The following is a 15,434-nucleotide window of genomic DNA, read 5'->3' on the forward strand; positions in this document are numbered from 1 at the left end:
TCTAATTGCGATCGCTATCGACTTAAGTGGAAATTATTACTTCTGGACACCATCAGCAGTAGTAATACCAGCCGCCATTGCTTGTTTCTCGATAATGGGTCGCCACCACCCATCGCCATCTAAAGCGCAGACATATTTATCAACCTGGCTCGTAACTCCCTCTGTACCAACAGGCTCGGCTGAGGGAAGATTCGCTTTATTCTGTGCCCAGGCTGTCTTCATGGCAACACCAATTCCTTTCACTGCCTCTACAGCCAGCGAAGCAGAAGCATCAAAAAGCGGGTGGTCGGGCGCATCTTTGGCAAGCTCTGAGTGAGTCGGGCCAGTTAACCCTTTAGCTTTCGCCTCCTTTGCAGACTCCGCTATTTTCTTCTCGGCAGATGCATCTAATAATTTTTGTCCTAATTTACTCTGCGCCATAGCGACAACTGTGGTCAGACCCGCTGCAATTTTTGGGAAGAGTACAAGTAAGGTGGCTACAGTCCCGGTCGTAATTACGGCCATACCGCCTTTAATCGTAAAGCCAGCTGCCTTAATAATGGCTTCGGCATCCTGTTCGCCCATTTCTTCACCCGCAGCCTCGCCTGTTCTCGCACCAGATACACCACCGGAGACACCGCCAACTACACCACCAACTTGTTCGCCAATTTCTTCTCCCACAACCTCGCCAAGGCTACCAAAAAGCCCACCGATTTTGCGGCCTGCTGCCCCGCCTGTTCTCGCGCCGCTAGTAGCACCCTTAACCGCTCCTTCTACACCACCCACCACTGCACCAATCCCACCTTCGACAGTACGGAGAATCGGCTTGATTCCCATCTTGTCACCTAGCTTGTTGGCCAGAACATCGGCTGTAATTCCTGCCTTCATCATCAAGCCTTTCACCAGGGCTACAGTCAAAGCCCCACTCTCTAATTCGATTTTGAGTAATTCAATTTTACTGACCATATTATTAGCACCTGAGACATAAGTGCCGCTGACAATTTGGGGTAGTCCTTTTTTGTCCAATCCACCTACCGTTGCTGTACCTGTACCTAAGGTTGTTTCGGACATCTTAGCCATCAGGGGTTTATATTTAGCTGGGTTTTCTTTTGCCAGTACCCAGATGGCTGCCTCAGTAAAGTTGGTATGGGAAAAATAATCTTCTACAGCGTGTAAAGCGCTGCTCATCTCTTCCCGCCCTTCTGGAGTGTCACCTTTTTTGATTGCTTCTACCAACTTTCTCTTAGCCATAAACTTGCCGCGCTCGATATAAGCTGGCAGATGATTCTTGGCAGCAGCGGCTTTGATGTCGGCATAGGCTGCATCGGCGGCTTCTTGGTCTTTCTTTTGGGAGTCGGACAACTGCTTTTTATTTTCATTACGAGCATCAACATCCTTTGTGCTGATTGCTGAAGTCGGGTCTTCGACGGTATTACCTCCGTCGGGATTATCCATGTGTTCTGAAGGAACATAAGTCCCCAGTTTACTCTGGTCGATTGGCTTACCAAATTCACCCATTCCCAGGAGTTCGACCAGGGGAAACATATCTGGGCCGAGTTGTGATAAATCGCGCATCCAGTTCCCCAAATAAGCGTCTGCGGCTTCATCGGCGGTGAAACCAGCTAATATCAAGCCTTTCTTCTCAATCGAGGCATGTCCTGATTCACCAGCCTGATAGCGTTGAACGACTTTGTGGCTGGCTAGAGCATCTCCTGTTTGCTGTACCAAAGGAGTCAATGTATTTTTTACAGGTTCGTACTTGTCTAGTTTTGCTTGAGGACGACGCAAGGATATGCGGCTAATGTCGTGACTAAGGGGCTTTTCTTTGATTGCTTCTGGTTCCGAGAGTTGCTCATCAGCAGACTGAGCCTCTTGAAGGTCTGACGTTAGCTTAGTTGCTATTTGGGAAGGGCTAGTATTGACTTCTGAACCAAAGGCGCGGATTGGGTTCGCTAGTGTGGTAATACCTGGGGAGGCAAGCGATGGATTCGTAAAAGTTGATGCGGCTGATTTGTTGCGTCCAATTCGCTGGCTCATCTCACCTTTACCTCAGGCAGATTCTTGAGCCTAATTATACAGTTTGTTGAGTGGCGATCGCTATCGACTTAAGTGTAAATTATCTTGCTCATACCCATTACTCAGGACTCAGCACTGAGTCTGGTAAATGAGCAGCACTCTGAATGTTTTCTAATATTAAATCGGGGCTATTACGTTTAATCAAGCCAGTTAGGACTTTACCAGGGCCAATTTCCACCACTCGCTGGATGCCGTTAGCTGGGAGTTGTAGAGAAATTTCTCGCCATCTTACAGAACCAGTCATTTGTTGGTTGAGGCGTTCCTTTAAAATCTCGGCATCAATAGACGGAATTGGTTCTACATTAGACAACACTGGCACAATCGCTGGCTGAAATTCCACAGATTCTAGAATATCTTGGAATTCTGCCGCTGCTGGTGCGATTAAATGTGAATGAAATGCTCCAGAAACTTTTAGCGGAATCGCACGCTTTGCTTTAACTTGAGTCATCACTGCTTGTACAGCCGCAGTCGTACCTGAAATTACTACTTGAACTGAACTATTATCATTTGCCAGTACCACATCAGGTGTTTGGAAAATTACTTTTTCTAACTGTTCGGGGTCAAAGTTGATCAAAGCTGCCATCATCCCACCTGAGGCGCTATCCATGAGTTCTGCACGACGCTTTACTAGATATAAACCAGCTGACCACTCAAATACACCCGCAATGTAAAGGGCAGTATACTCTCCCAAACTATGACCAGCAACTAAATCTGGCTGGTGTCCTTGTTCGCGGAGAAGATCGGCAAGAATACTTTCTACCACATAAAGAATTGGCTGGGTGTATAGTGTCTGTGATAACTTTTCTTCTTCGTTTTGACAGATTTCGATTACAGACCAACCCAAAATCTCTTCGGCTTGGGCAAATTTGTCTTTAGCGGCAGGTATATCTAATAAGTCCATTCCCATTCCCAGGGTTTGAGAACCTTGTCCGGGAAACACCCATGCAGTTTTAGTCATTGGTCATTAGTCATTTGTCATTTGTCATTGGTCATTTGTCACTGGTCATTGGTCATTAACAAAGGACAAATGACTAATGACAAAGGACAAAATATTATCTTCCCCATTGAAAAATCGCTGCACCCCAGGTAAGACCAGCGCCAAAGCCGGATGCAGCAACGATGTCATTGGGTTTAATTTTACCTTGTCGTACCGCTTCATCCAAAGCTAAGGGGATGGAAGCAGCTGAGGTATTGCCGTACTGGGCGAGATTACTGATAACCTTATGTTCAGGGACATTCAGGCGTTGGGCAACGGCATCGATAATCCGCTGATTGGCTTGATGCAACAACAGCCAATCTATTTGATCGACCCTGAGGTTGGCTTGAAACAAGGCTTTATCTATGATTTCTGGCACTTTTTGGACAGCAAAGCGGTAAACTTCTTTGCCGTTCATCGTAATCGGTTGGTAAGTGCCTTTGGTGATATTTACATTAGGGAGCAGTTCTTGGGAAGCGCCTGCATAAGCAAGGTTGAGGTGATGGTTTTGAGTGCCATCACTTTTAAGTGCAAATCCTAATAAGCGATCGCTTTTGGCAGCCTGTAATACTACTGCCCCTGCACCATCTCCAAACAATACACAAGTGCGCCGATCTTGCCAATCTACCCAGCGAGAGAGGATATCTGCCCCGATCAAAAGTACATTTTTGTACGTACCAGTTCTAATGTATTGGGCTGCTGTCACCAGACCAAATACAAAGCCGGAGCAGGCAGCTGTCAAGTCAAAGGCTACTGCGTTGCTGGCTCCTAATAGAGCCTGGACTTGACAAGCACTACCAAACAAATCATCCGGGGTGGAAGTCGCCAGCAGAATCAGGTCTAGGTCTTCTGGTTTAATTCCCGCAGATGCGATCGCCTGACTACTGGCGGCAGTGGCGAGTACACTTAAGGACTCAGATGGCAATGCTAATCGCCGTTGACGAATTCCCGTTCTTGTGGTAATCCACTCGTCTGAGGTTTCAACTACTTCACTCAATGTCTGGTTGTGTAAGGAAGTTGCTGGTACTGCCGAGCCGCTTCCGGTAATTGCTACGCCTAAGTTTTGCACTCCTAATCCCCCAAGTATCAGCCTTTTTGTCCTTTGTCCTTTGTCAGTTGTCCTTTGTCAGTTGTCCTTTGTCCTTTACAAATGACCAATGACTAATGACTAATGACCAATGACTAACCGCTCTCGCGCTCTAGGATATATTGGGACTGAATTCGTTGTATCACCTGGTTATCAACAGCTTCTTTAGCCATGCGAATTGCATTAAAAATTGAAGGAGCTTGTGAGCTACCGTGACCGATAAAACAGACTCCTGCCACGCCTAACAGCAATGCACCACCATGTTCTGCGTGATCCATTCGCTGCTTAATCCGCTTCAGGTTTGGTTTTAAGAGTGCTGAACCGATTTGACCGTGCAATCCTTGGGGTAATTCTTCCCGCAGAATTTGCAGAATCACTTCTCCGACGGCTTCGGCAAATTTTAATAATACATTGCCGACAAAGCCATCGCAGACAATCACATCAAAGCGGCCGGAAAGCACATCACGCCCTTCGGCATTGCCAATAAAATTAATTTGAGAATTTTCGCGTAGCAGTTGGTGGGCGCGGACGGCTGCATCATTGCCTTTAGAGTCTTCTTCACCGATATTTAGCAAACCCACCTTCGGTTCAGTTGTACCCAAGACATACTGACTGTAAGCTGACCCCATAACCCCAAACTGCTCTAAAAACTTGGGACGGCAATCTACATTTGCGCCGACATCAAGTACTAACACTGGCTTACCAGCAATAATTGTGGGAAAAACAGTCCCGATCGCTGGGCGATCGATTCCCGGCAATCGTCCTAAGCGGAGTAAAGCTGATGCCATCGCTGCCCCAGAGTGACCCGCAGAAAATACGGCATCTGCCTTTTGCTGCTTAACTAAATCCATCGCCACATTGATCGAAGCCTTGCGTTTGCGTCTAACTGCATTTAAAGGCTCCTCATCCATAGCGATCGCTTCTTCAGCAGTCACGATCTCCACCTGCCCTAAACTTGTTTTTGATGGCAAGGCAGCTTCTATTTGTTGGGGATCACCAACCAACAATATATCTACACCCAATTCTTCCCTTGCTCGCAATGCGCCAGCAACGATTTCAGCGGGTGCGTGATCCCCTCCCATTGCGTCAATTGCGATCCGTATGCGAGTCGATCCCATTGCTCACAGCTTCTAGAAACCTTACAAATTTTACCAGATGGCTTTGCCGAAAAAGCTTAACTTTCTGACCGCCAAATTACTTCTGTTACGATTGCAACAATTTTTGCTGGCTAGCTCAAGATAGCACGAATTGTTTGGTATTGGGCATGGGGCATGGGGCATTCAAAAGAGGCAGAGGGGCAGGGTGCGGGGGGCGGAGGGAATAATTAATTCTTCTCCCTGCTCCCTGCTCCCTGCTCCCTGCCTCCCCTGCTCCCTAGTCTCCAGTCCCTAATCCCCAGCACCCAAAACCCAATCAACTAGTGTCCGAACGCCGTAGCCAGTTGCCCCTGCGCCGTTGTAGCCATTTTCTTTATCTGTCCACACTGGGCCAGCAATATCTATGTGTGCCCAAGGAGTTTGTTTGACGAATTGTTTGAGGAAAAGGGCAGCGGTAATTGCACCACCTGGACGTGGGCCTGTATTTTTCATGTCCGCTATACCAGATTTTAGTCCTTCAAAGTATTTTTCTTCCATTGGCATCCGCCAAATCTTTTCTCCTGAAATTTCCGCAGCTTTTTCGATTTGGGAAGCTACACCATCATCGGGAGTGTACAAACCAGCAATATCCTCACCCAAGGCAATGACGTTGGCACCAGTCAGAGTGGCTAAATCAACGATCGCATCTAAGCCCAATTTGTCGGTATACACCAAAGCATCTGCTAGGGTCAAACGTCCTTCTGCGTCGGTGTTGTTCACTTCGATTGTTTTGCCGTTTGATGCTGTGAGAATGTCTCCTGGGCGCATGGCATGACCGCTAATCATGTTCTCAGTCACCGCTGAGATAAAGTGAACTTCCGAATCTGGCTTAATTTGAGCAATTGCTTTTGCAGCACCCAAGGTGGCAGCTGCACCGCCCATGTCAATTTTCATGGTTTCGATGCCACTACCAGCACCTTTAATGTTGAGTCCGCCGGAGTCGAAGGTTAAACCTTTACCAATAATTGCTAATTTCTTTTTGGGTGTACCTTCTGGCTTGTAAGTTAGGTGAATAAATTTCGGTGGCAAATCGGAAGCTTGGGCAACTCCTAAAAAAGCACCCATGCCCAACTTTTCGCAGTCTTCCCGTTCTAGAATTTGCAGTTGTAAACCGTACTCTTTTGCGATCGCTTGAGCAGTTTCCGCTAAAGTAATTGGTGTTACCGCGTTGGCTGGCGCTGCTACTAACTGCCGTGCCAAATTTACCCCAGAAACGATTTGATTAGCGCGGGTAATCGCGGTTTCTTGTCCACCAAAACCTAATAAATCTATACTTTCTATTTGTGAACCTTTATCTTCTGGTTCGGATTTAAAGCGAGTATCTTGGTAAAGTGCCAATTCTACACCTTCGGCGATCGCTTGGGCACTGGCTGCTGGATCGTTGTTCCATAATGGAAAACTAAATCCTAGAATTTTGCTTTTTTGCTTTTTCCCTACCCTGGCGACAGTAGCAGCAGCGCGGCGCAGAGTATCTAGCTTTAGCCCATCTGTTTTACCCAAACCGACCAAAATCAATTTCCGCACTGGGCTACCAGCATTTACACGGGTGAAAATAGTACTGTTGGCTTTACCTTTAAATTCTTCTTCAGCAATTAGTTCTTTTAAAACCCCAGCAAACTTTTGATCTAAAGTAGCTAGTTCTCCGGTTAACTCTACTGCATCTTCAAATAATCCAATTGCCAAACTATCGCCTGCCCATTCTAGCAAAGGCTTATCACTAGGTTGAATTGTCATTTTGGGATTTTGTGTAAATATTCCTTCCTGTACCAGTATTGCTCAAAATTCTGTTTTCATGGGGAGGGATTGGGGACTGGGGGAGGCAGGGAGCAGGGAGAAGAATTATTCCCCTCCGCCCCCGCACCCTGCCCCTCTGCCTCTTTTCAATGCCCAATGCCCTATCCTTCAATTTTATTTGTGTCAATGTCAAATTTGCTGGCGATCGCTTCGATTATTTTTTGCTCAACTGGTGTAATCTGATTGTCAAGCTGGGCAATTTTGTAACACTGAGCCAATAAGGGTATGGCAAAATCACGATTCAGTTGATTGAGCAATATATCTAAAGGTTGAGGTGATTTGATATTTTGGCCAATGGCATCCAACGAGGTAGGAGTCAGGTTTAGAGCTTTTAATTCTGGTAAAATTTCTTTCCAAGTCTTTTCTGGATGACTAGCAAGGATCATGTGAACTAAGATTTGATCCATGATGACTTGTTGAGCGATCGCACTTTCTAGATACTTTTCACTCTCGGCTTTTAATGTTGCCAATGTCTGAGGCGATGCCAGAGATGTTGATTCATCCAGCTTGGTTTCGTAAAATCGACAAGCAGCATAACCCAATGAATAGATCATCGTTGCATTTGAACTAGCTCCAATTACCGCACCCGCTAAGGGCACATTTCGCAACAAGCCTAATCCTGCGGCTTTCAACAAACGCCCTCCACCCAAAGCCAATCCAAAAATTGCCAAAATCTCACCTTTACGGGCAGGATCGTTTAAATTTAGCCCGTAGACAGATGCAATTTGATAAAGCATTTCTGACTGCAATTTTGTTGTGGCTGTTAAATCAATTGCCAACAATGCCACTGCTATTCCTGGCAAAAAACTAGTGGCTAGTCCAACTGTGGCTGCTTGAGTTGCTTTTTCCACCATGATTCGGTGAGCAAGCTGGCTGGGTGATTCATTTGGATACTGTTTCTTAAGCTTATTTACCGCCGCTTCTGCTTGTTCTAAATCAACAAGGTTAGTATCGTTAATGAGCCAATTGAGATTTAATACTCCAGATAGTTTTCTAATCAGCCAATTTTCGCTGAGGCGATTCACAACCTGACCACTGGTTTGAGTTGTTTGCTCAATAAACTTATGTGTTTCTTTTGCCGTTGCTTCTCCCACTCCTACTGCTGTGTCTAAAACTGTTAGGCCAGTCTGAGCAACAGTTTTAATCAAAGACTCTAATACAGACGGTTCATTTTCTATTGATGATTGAGTCTGGATTCCTACTTCTGAAGTTTCTCTGGGTGAATTAACTGATTTGTTCACTTTTACTTCTTGGGGTTTGTCTGCCATTCCTTGACACCATCTTGCTAAAGCCTCTCTCTTTTTTGTAGCGAAATTTGAGTGGCTTGACATCTGCCAAGAAGTACAAGTTATAGATCAATAATTCCTGTCACGCTTTTACAGAAAGTCAATTCAATTCATAAATTGTCCGTAAGAAGAAAATCTTTCTTTCGGCTATTGTTTGTGTAAGTCCTGACTTTTCACGTTATGTGGAAAAGTCCGCCAAAAACCTAACCCCCTTACCGACGCGATAAGGGGGAAAATTCAAAGTCTCTCTCCTTTTAGGAGAGAGATTTAGAGAGAGGTTTTCTAGATGACCTGAATTGTCAGGTGTAAGTCCTGCCAAAATACGATCGCACTTACTTAACTTGTATGATTCTGGCGCTTAACAGGTTTAGGCTTTGGAATTGGTTTAGGAGTTGGGGTAGTATTTGTAGGAAGTGTAAAATTTTCAATGGCTTGGGCAATTCCCTGTACTTGCATTGGTGTTAAACAATCACGAGAATTATTTATCATCTGTAGAAGTGCAGGGATACCTTGTAAAACTGGAACTGAGCAATCATTTGCTCCTATCCATTTAGCAATTGGGAAGACTACTGGAGCAACAACAAATCCATCAGGAAGGTTAGAAATTAATGAAATAATCCACTGACTAAACATTTTTTGATGGTAAAGACTTTGAGAGGTTGGACTATCATAAACTGCTACCCAGTTGTTACCTACACGCCTTTTCCATTTATCTTTATAAGCGCTAAATGACCCTTTCCAGGTTTTGACCTCTACTAAAAACACACCACCCTCACCGATGATTAGATGGTCTATTTCCGTTAAAGAGCCGGAGTTAGTAGGGACTAAAGCATTATTAAATATCACCCATGTATCTGGAAAAAATTGTAAAAGTAGTGATACTCCCCATTCTCCCATATTGCCTTTGAATTTATTTGTGGTTTGTTTAAATTCAAATATGAATGAACCCAACCCACCCAAAAAGGCATCACCTAATGTTTCATGAATTTCTTGGTGTTTAGTAGATTTTTTGGTGTCTATTTTCTGTTGGAATACTGCTCTAAGTGAGGTGATTGTTGAAGAGTTTTCATAAAATTTTGATCCCCTTTATCAGCGATCGCCATTTTTAGGGTTCCCAGAAAAAGCAAAAAAAATACTATGAAACCACATTTTCAGTATATTAACTGATGAAACGCGTAGGCGCAGCCCGCCGTAAGCATCACACCTCAGCCTATCCTCTCACCTCTAGCCCTGTACCCATATCAGCTTTAGTTTCTAAAAATTCGTTATCATTAAGAATTTCGTAGAGATTAGTATCTTTTTCTAACAAGCAAGCATGTCCACAATTGGGCAATACCACAACCTTGTTATTTGGTAAAATATTTGCTATCCGCTTCACTTCCGTTACAGAAGGCAAAAGGCGATCGCTACCACCGGCAATTAACAAAACTGGTTGAGTCAAATTACCTAACTGTTCCTCATCAATATGAAACTCTCGCAGTAAAGACAACCGCCAAAGAACCGTTTCAACTGGGACAGAACGCATAGTTTTCAGCAGTTCATGGCGATCGCTGCGAGAAATGCGTGACAAAGATGCTAAAAATGGTAATAATCCCAGTGCGCCAACATCATACAATCCTAATGGCACTAAGTAAGTTAGTTGGGATGCCCAACTTAACCAAGGGCGGAGATGAAAGGATGAAGCTGGGTTAATTAAAATGATTCGCTTAAATAAATGGGGTGCTTGGATTGCTACTTTCATTGCCAAGCAACCACCAAAGGACTCACCACACAGGTAAACTGGTCTCTGAGAGCTTTTTTCTAATTCGGCGTCGATCAAGTCCAATACACTCTTCGTTAGCATATCCCAAGTGTTAAGGTCTTTCCGGGGGAGCGCCAAAGAGCGCACATCAAAGCCAGTTTCTAATCCAGCAGTCTGCGATCGCAATAGTTGACCTGTTCCATCCATTCCAGGTAAATATACCAACAGCGGATACTCTGGCTGTACTCGTTCAGGAGTCAGAAAACAAGGCTTTAGCTCAACTTCAGAAATAGTCATTGGTCATTAGTCATTAGTCATTGGTCAATGGTATAAAACTTTTGGACTGTTGATTGTTGCTTTTGAGTGAAGTTTGGTGTTTTTGACCAAAAACAAATAATCCTTTGAGAGCAAGAGACTAAAAGTCGTGGGCAAAATCCAAAATCGAATGGCTCTAATAGCAACCTTGATGCAGCAAATTGCTAATTTCACTATGACAGTGTTCTGTCAGTTCAGCCACAACAGTTCTAGCTTGTTTGCCATAATATTTTTGATGATATTGGGGCGTAATCCAATAAGGACGACCGATTAACACCGCAACCCGGCGATAAATTACCAAAGGATGCCAACCACCTTGGTTAAATAAGGGTTCTGAAGGGTCAAATACACTCAAAAGCTTTAAGGGGAAGCCGGAAGTGTTGACTTCTTCTAAAGAGGCGATCGCGATCGGTAAAATAGCTAAATCCTGTACATCAGCTCGTAATGCCAAATGAGCAAATCCCCGTTGAAACTTACCCAGATAATTTGGTTGAGTAAATTTCACCATTGGTTCTGTCCCTTCTGGAAATACTCCCACCATCTGCTTAGATTGCAATAGCAACTCCGACTGCGAAAAAAAGCTTTGCTGGCGGTTTTGAGTATCCTCCAAGGGAAAACACCCCAATTGACCGGTGACAATCTCCCGCATGATTGGGACTTGTCCCATGTAGTGATGGCAAGCAAAGCGAATCGGACTCGATAACGCTGCCATTAAAATCAGTGCATCCATAAAGCTGCGATGATTGCTGACTACCAACACGCTAGCATCCTGGGGAATGCGATCCTCATAATAGCGAAACATTTGCGTTGAGAATGCCGCCACCAAAGCGCGAGAAATCTCTAGGGGGCTATTTCGATTCATACCTAATCAATATATCTTCCGGTAAATATGGCGATTTATCTTAATTTAATTTTTACATTTCTTTACTATTGCCATGACCGTCTTAAGATAGAAATATCTAATCGACAAAAGCAATGAGATTTTTTGCGTTCTCAATTTTGTATTCTCGATCACAAGAATATCTAATAGAAACTATTTATAAAAATTATGATTAGTTAATTTCCATTTTTTAGGTAAAAATGAATTTAATTGATGTCTATTACAAAACAATTCTTGACCTGATAAATTTGCTAGTATAAACATGTTATTGAAAAAAACAGGAATAATATTGTATAATTGCGTGGTTTTGCCACCAAAAGCTAAAATGTAAAACGTTTTAATAAGTTAATTTTTATTTTGTATGAATCTAGTGAATAAAACAACAAACACATTTGCGCTGACCACACCTTTATATTATGTAAATGATGTACCCCATATAGGTAGTGCTTACACGACGATCGCAGCCGATGTCGTGGCACGATTTCAGAGATTACTGGGACATCAGGTATTACTAATAACAGGTACAGATGAGCATGGGCAAAAAATTCAGCGATCGGCAGAAAGTTTAGGCAAAGCACCACAAGAGTTTTGTGATGAAATTGTCCCTAGCTTCGTGAGTTTATGGCAGTTACTAGATATTCAATACGATCGCTTTAGTCGGACTACTGCCCCTCGTCATGAAGCGATCGTCAAAGAATTCTTTGAGCGAGTCTGGAAATCTGGTGATATTTACCAGGGACAACAACAAGGCTGGTACTGCGTATCCTGCGAAGAATTCAAAGAAGAACGGGATCTGCTAGAAGGACACCGTTGCCCGATTCATACTAACAAAGAAGTGGAGTGGCGAGACGAACAAAACTATTTTTTCCGCTTATCTAAATATCAAAATAAGCTGACAGAATTTTATCAATCTAAACCGGATTTTATTCAACCAGAAAGTCGGCGTAACGAAGTCCTCAGCTTTGTAAATCAAGGGCTACAAGACTTTTCAATTTCGCGGGTAAATCTAGATTGGGGTTTTCCCGTACCAGTTGATCCCAAGCACACCCTTTATGTCTGGTTTGACGCGCTGCTAGGTTATGTCACAGCATTATTAGAACCAGACGCAGAACCGACTTTAGAAAATGCTTTAAAAACATGGTGGCCGATTAATTTGCACCTAATTGGTAAAGATATTCTCCGCTTCCATGCAGTTTATTGGCCAGCAATGCTGTTGTCGGCTGACTTACCCTTGCCAGGACGAGTATTTGGGCATGGCTTTTTGACCAAAGACGGGCAGAAGATGGGCAAAAGTCTGGGTAACACCCTTGATCCTGTTGCGTTAGTTAAACGCTATGGTAGTGATGCCGTTCGTTATTACTTCCTTAAGGAAATCGAATTTGGCAAGGATGGAGATTTTAATGAAGTTAGGTTCGTTAATGTTCTGAATGCAGATTTGGCAAATGATTTAGGTAATTTGCTCAACCGCACCTTGAGCATGGTGAAGAAATACTGTGCTGAGAATAATGTCCCATCAATTGGCAATGAAGCGATTCCTGACGAAAATCCTTTGAAAGCAATTGGTTTACGTCTGGGCAAACAGGTGAAACAAGCATACCAAGAGCTAGCTTTTAGCCAAGCTTGTGAGGCTATCCTTTCCCTGGCGCAAGCCAGTAATAAATTTATTGATGAGCAAGCTCCTTGGTCATTATATAAACAGGGACAGCAGGAATCAGTGGAAAAGGTTCTCTACGCAGTTCTAGAATCAGTTAGACTAGCAGCTTATCTGCTATCCCCAATTATTCCTAACATCAGTAGCGATATTTATCTGCAACTGGGCTTCGGAATAAACTTTAACGATCAAAAACAAAGTTCAGTTACCGCTCCTTTTGCCATTCATGCGACATGGGGAATACTATCTAGTAAACAACCTTTGGGTAGATCCCAACCGGTTTTTCAGCGAATAGAAACCCCGAAAAACGATTAGTCCTTATCAAACTCTGATTTTGTTCAATTTCTTATTTTCTCACAAAATTTATCGTGGCTGAATTTAAATCAGCTGCGGAACATTATCATAAGCCGCTGTGACTAGCATCTAAAAGTTGGTAATTTGTATCAAAAATAACAGGGATAAAAATTGAGGTATCACAACGATGTTGCATAATTTGGAAAACGATTCAATCTTTACGCCAGAACAGGTTTTGGAGAATCGGGGTAGAGTTGCCATATTTATAGATGGCTCAAATCTATTTTACGCTGCACTGCAACTAGGGATTGAAATCGACTACACCAAGCTATTATGTCGATTAACCGGAGGTTCTAGACTACTGCGCTCTTTTTTCTACACAGGTGTAGACCGGACAAACGAGAAGCAACAGGGGTTTCTGCTGTGGATGCGTCGCAATGGCTATCGAGTCATTGCGAAGGATTTGGTACAGCTACCAGATGGCTCTAAAAAAGCTAACCTGGATGTAGAAATAGCAGTAGATATGATGGCACTAGTAGATTCTTATGATACCGCAGTTTTAGTTAGCGGTGATGGGGATTTAGCTTATGCGGTAAATTCAGTCAGCTATCGTGGCGTGCGGGTAGAAGTCGTCAGCTTGCGTTCCATGACCAGCGATAGCTTAATTAATGTTAGCGATCGCTACATTGATTTAGAAGCCATCAAAGAGGATATTCAAAAAACCCCTCGCCAAAGCTATCCATACCGTCCCTTATCGGGGATCGGCTTTTTGGAAGATCCTAGAAGTAGTGATGGACATTTAGAAATCCAAGAATAATGGCGTATAAGTTTCATAAAAGAGGGAGAAAGGAAGAGAGAAAAAATCAAAATTTCTCCTCCGCTCCCTCCTTTCTTATTTTACCTTTAACTTTTTTCTTGGTATTTGGTTTAGTTGCTTGTGGGGGCAAATCTCCCCCAGCTTCTCAACAAAATACTGAGGCTTCATCTAATTCAGATAGTAATTTAACTTTCTTTGGTGTCACCCTAGAACAAGCAGATGAAGTCGGAAGACCGATTTGGAAAGTCAGGGCTACACGGGCAAAATATACCAAAGAAAAAGAAATTGGTCAGGCGGAAAGTCCTTATGGTGAACTATACCAAGATGGCAAAGTAGTTTACAAAATCAAGGCAGATGTAGCAGATATTCAACAAGATGGCAAGCAGTTGTTTCTTAAGGGTAAGATATTTGCCACAGATCCCAGTAATGGGATTGTGTTGCAAGGCAACGAATTAGAATGGCGTCCTCAAGAAGATTTGTTAATTGTCCGCAACCAGATTAATGGTACTCATAAACAACTACAAGCAGTAGCACAGGAAGCACGAGTTAAAACCCGCGAACAGCGCATGGAATTTTCTGGAGGGGTAATAGCTAATTCCACCGATCCCCAAATGCAGGTTAGAACCGAACATTTAATTTGGAATATTAAAGAAGAAAAACTGATTGGCGATCGCCCTATTCAAATTGACCGCTATAAAAATAATAAAATTAGCGATCGCGGCAAGGGAAATTATGCCGAAGTTAACTTAAAAACAAAGATTGCCACTGTCCAGAAAAATGCTCAACTAGATTTACTAGACCCACCACTGCAAATAGCTAGTAACTCTATGATCTGGAACATGAACACAGAAACCGTAACCACAAACTCGCCTACGCGAATGTTCCAGCGTGCCGAAAATGTCACAGTGACATCCAATCAAGGTGAAATGATCATACCGCGAAAAATCGTTTATTTAACAGGTAACGTCAACGCCGTTGGTCAACGTCGCCAGTCTTTGAGATCCAATTCATTAACTTGGTTTTTAGACAATAAGTTAGTTGAAGCTCAAGGAAATGTAACTTATCGACAAGTTGATCCACCGTTAAATTTTGCAGGTGAAACAGCTGTTGGTAATCTGCAAACAGAAAATATTGTTGTCAGAGGCGGCAGTTCTGGCGGTAGGGTAGTAACGGAGATTATTCCCCAAGAAAGAGCTAATCGTCGGTAGTCAAGTTAGGGAACTCCAAGGAATAAGTTATCCAATATTGTGGAGTGGGCAGCTTCCCGCCTTATAGACTAGGCTCTCGTGTCGCACACCCCACAAGAGCTACCATGTTTGAGTTAGATGAACGATTCTTTGAGAGGATGAACAAAATTCCAACTCTCCCTCATACTCCCCACTTATAAATTTTGGTCGAGTAC

The 15,434-nt window shown here is 43.4% G+C and carries 12 protein-coding genes; 3 read left to right on the forward strand and 9 right to left on the reverse strand.

All coding sequences use genetic code 11. From position 1 onward, the window contains the following. Window positions 1–36: 36 nt before the first annotated feature. The 9 genes from HWQ39_RS12210 to HWQ39_RS12250 form a co-directional block, all read right to left on the reverse strand. A complete protein-coding gene (locus HWQ39_RS12210) occupies window positions 37–2,016 on the reverse strand; it encodes an HET-C-related protein (protein ID WP_292844742.1) in 1,980 nt (659 codons plus the stop codon). 97 nt (window positions 2,017–2,113) lie between these two features. Beyond that, complete coding sequence (fabD, locus tag HWQ39_RS12215; protein ID WP_292844745.1) at window positions 2,114–3,013, reverse strand: ACP S-malonyltransferase; 900 nt, start codon at window positions 3,011–3,013, stop codon at window positions 2,114–2,116. 94 nt (window positions 3,014–3,107) lie between these two features. Beyond that, a complete protein-coding gene (locus HWQ39_RS12220) occupies window positions 3,108–4,100 on the reverse strand; it encodes a beta-ketoacyl-ACP synthase 3 (RefSeq protein WP_292844748.1) in 993 nt (330 codons plus the stop codon). A gap of 113 nt (window positions 4,101–4,213) precedes the next feature. Further along, window positions 4,214–5,236 carry a phosphate acyltransferase PlsX gene (plsX, locus tag HWQ39_RS12225; protein ID WP_292844751.1) on the reverse strand — a complete coding sequence of 341 codons (1,023 nt, stop codon included), beginning with the start codon at window positions 5,234–5,236 and terminating at the stop codon, window positions 4,214–4,216. Between the two features lie 270 nt (window positions 5,237–5,506). Beyond that, window positions 5,507–6,988, reverse strand: a complete 1,482-nt coding sequence (locus HWQ39_RS12230) for a leucyl aminopeptidase (RefSeq protein WP_292844753.1) — start codon at window positions 6,986–6,988, stop codon at window positions 5,507–5,509. Window positions 6,989–7,149: 161 nt separating this feature from the next. After that, a complete protein-coding gene (locus HWQ39_RS12235; protein ID WP_292844756.1) occupies window positions 7,150–8,316 on the reverse strand; it encodes an EcsC family protein in 1,167 nt (388 codons plus the stop codon). Between the two features lie 354 nt (window positions 8,317–8,670). After that, on the reverse strand, window positions 8,671–9,285 hold the full coding sequence (locus HWQ39_RS12240) for a nuclease-related domain-containing protein (protein WP_292844759.1): 615 nt from the start codon (window positions 9,283–9,285) through the stop codon (window positions 8,671–8,673). Between the two features lie 259 nt (window positions 9,286–9,544). Next, a complete protein-coding gene (locus HWQ39_RS12245) occupies window positions 9,545–10,372 on the reverse strand; it encodes an alpha/beta fold hydrolase (protein ID WP_292844762.1) in 828 nt (275 codons plus the stop codon). Between the two features lie 154 nt (window positions 10,373–10,526). Next, on the reverse strand, window positions 10,527–11,252 hold the full coding sequence (locus tag HWQ39_RS12250) for a 1-acyl-sn-glycerol-3-phosphate acyltransferase (protein WP_292844765.1): 726 nt from the start codon (window positions 11,250–11,252) through the stop codon (window positions 10,527–10,529). Window positions 11,253–11,631: 379 nt separating this feature from the next. Between HWQ39_RS12250 and metG the strand changes: the two genes are divergently transcribed. The 3 genes from metG (at window position 11,632) to lptC (ending at window position 15,240) form a co-directional block, all read left to right on the forward strand. Next, window positions 11,632–13,236 carry a methionine--tRNA ligase gene (gene metG, locus HWQ39_RS12255; protein ID WP_292844769.1) on the forward strand — a complete coding sequence of 535 codons (1,605 nt, stop codon included), beginning with the start codon at window positions 11,632–11,634 and terminating at the stop codon, window positions 13,234–13,236. A 166-nt stretch (window positions 13,237–13,402) separates the two neighbouring features. Then, complete coding sequence (locus tag HWQ39_RS12260) at window positions 13,403–14,032, forward strand: NYN domain-containing protein (RefSeq protein WP_292844771.1); 630 nt, start codon at window positions 13,403–13,405, stop codon at window positions 14,030–14,032. Next, window positions 14,032–15,240, forward strand: coding sequence for an LPS export ABC transporter periplasmic protein LptC (gene lptC / locus HWQ39_RS12265; protein WP_292844774.1), 1,209 nt, complete (start codon window positions 14,032–14,034; stop codon window positions 15,238–15,240). The genes HWQ39_RS12260 and lptC overlap by 1 nt, the downstream gene beginning before the upstream one ends. Window positions 15,241–15,434: the final 194 nt, after the last annotated feature.

The organism is Nostoc sp. NMS8 (assembly GCF_017115045.1).
Lineage (GTDB): Bacteria > Cyanobacteriota > Cyanobacteriia > Cyanobacteriales > Nostocaceae > Nostoc.